Here is a 2,024-nt window from a genome sequence, read left to right on the forward strand (position 1 = left end):
GGAGGGGCTCACGCGGGACGGCGCGCTGCGGCTGGCGCCCCGGCTGATGGTGGGGCGGCACTTCGGCTTCCTGCGCGGAGGCCTGGAGGTGGGCTTCCTGAGCCGGCCGCAGCAGGCGCTCACCCAGCGGCCGGGCATCCTGGTGGATGAAGTGGGCAACGAATTGCGCATCGGCGCGGCGCTCGCGACCACCGGGCGGCGGCTTCGCTGGGAGCTGAACGTGCGGGGCATGGTGCCGCTGACGAATCAGCCCGGGGCGGTGGAACTCCTGCCTGGAGCGCGCTACCTGGTGAAGCCGACCTTCGAATTGTTCGCGCTGGCGGGCATGGGCGTGGGCAGTGCGCCGGGCACGCCGCTCTTCCGGTTGATGGTGGGAGGCGCCTTCGGCGACGTGACGCCGGAGCGCGGACCGGGTGAGTCGTCCGTCAACTGCGAGCCGGGGCTGCCGCACACCATTGAAGAGTGCCCGGACATGGACGAGGACCACGATGGGGTGCGCAACGGCCTGGACCGGTGTCCGCAGATTCCCGGCACGCTGGAGCGCAACGGCTGCGAGAAGATGGACACGGACTCCGACGGTCTGGAGGACGCGCTGGACATGTGCCCCGTGGAGCCCGGTCCGGCTTCTGCCCAGGGCTGCCCGCTGCGCGACACGGACAAGGACGGCACGGAGGACGACTCGGACACGTGTCCGAATGAAGCGGGTCCGCCAGAGAACCAGGGCTGCCCGGTGCGCGACGCGGACAAGGACGGCATCGACAACGACAAGGACGCGTGCCCGAACGAGGCGGGGCCCATCGAGCGCGACGGCTGCCCGGAGACGGATACGGACAAGGACGGCGTGCCCAACCGCATCGATAGCTGCGCCAACGAGGCTGGGCCGTACGACAACCTGGGCTGCCCGCAGCACATCTACCCGCTGGTGGTGCTGCACGCGACGCGGCTGGAGACGCGCGGGAGGGTCTACTTCGAGCCCGCGCAGACGCGTGTCAGCTCGCGCTCCTTCGCGGTGCTCGACTGGGTGGCGCAGGTCATCCTGGAGCACCCCGAGTTCCCGCTGATCGCGGTGGGAGCGCACACCGACGACCGCGGTCTGCCGGAAGCGAACCGCCAGTTGTCGCAGGGGCGGGCGGCGGCGGTGCGCCAGTACCTGATTGGCAAGAAGGTCCCGCCCGAGCGCCTCGCGGCCTACGGGTACGGACAGGATCGTCCCATCGACAGCAACCTGACCTCCGTCGGCCGGGAGAACAACCGCCGCGTGGAGTTCGTGATCGTCGACCCGCAGGCGGAGAAGCCAGCGGCCCCGACGCGTGAGCCTGGATCCGGAGTGACCCGATGATGAAGTCCTCGATATTCAAGGCACTGGTGACCGGCCTGATGCTGGTCGGAACCGCCATCGTGGCCCCTTCGGACCCGTTCTTCCTCGGGACCGGCGGCAGCCACTACACCGCCCGGAACCCGGACACCGTCATCAATGACTACGCGCAGGTGACGAAGCCCGTCGCCGCGGGCGCGTCCCGGATCCCGGTCCTTTCCACGCAGGGGTTCGCGGCAGGGGATCTGGTGCTGGTGATCCAGATGCAGGGCATGGGGTCCACCCTGGGGGAAGGCAATCCCTTCGCCATCGAACTCACGGAGGGGCAGGTGGGGACCTGGGAACTGACACGGGTCGAGCGCGTGCACCTCGACAAGGAGGAGGCACTGGAATTGAAGGCGCCGCTCGTTCAGTCCTACGCGGCGTCGGTCACGCAGGTGGTCCGGGTTCCTGAATATGAGGACATCACCATTCCGAAGGGGACGAGCGTGGTCGCCCGGGAGTGGGATGGAAGCACTGGCGGTGTCGTGGCGTTCGTGGCCCGGGGAACGGTGGCGAACCATGGGTTGATCGATGCGAGCGCCAGGGGATTCCGTGGGGGGCTGTTCGTCCCGGGAGGTTTGGGGATGACGTCGTGCGCGGACAGCAATGCGTCCCCGGCCATCAGCGGTGCCTGGCAGGGCGAAGGGGTGGATCCCCTCCGATACGG

1 protein-coding gene and 1 pseudogene are annotated in these 2,024 nt (G+C 69.1%); both read left to right on the forward strand.

What is annotated here, in order from left to right; genetic code table 11:
* The coding region (locus tag D7V88_RS40970) for an OmpA family protein (protein ID WP_147449131.1) at positions 1 to 1,339 on the forward strand (1,339 nt) is incomplete at its 5' end.
* Positions 1,336 to 2,024: pseudogene (locus D7V88_RS40975) on the forward strand (adventurous gliding motility protein AgmC); the annotation flags it as partial. The gene D7V88_RS40970 and the pseudogene D7V88_RS40975, both read left to right, overlap by 4 nt.

The sequence above is a fragment of the Corallococcus terminator genome (genome assembly GCF_003611635.1).
Taxonomy (GTDB): Bacteria; Myxococcota; Myxococcia; order Myxococcales; family Myxococcaceae; genus Corallococcus; species Corallococcus terminator.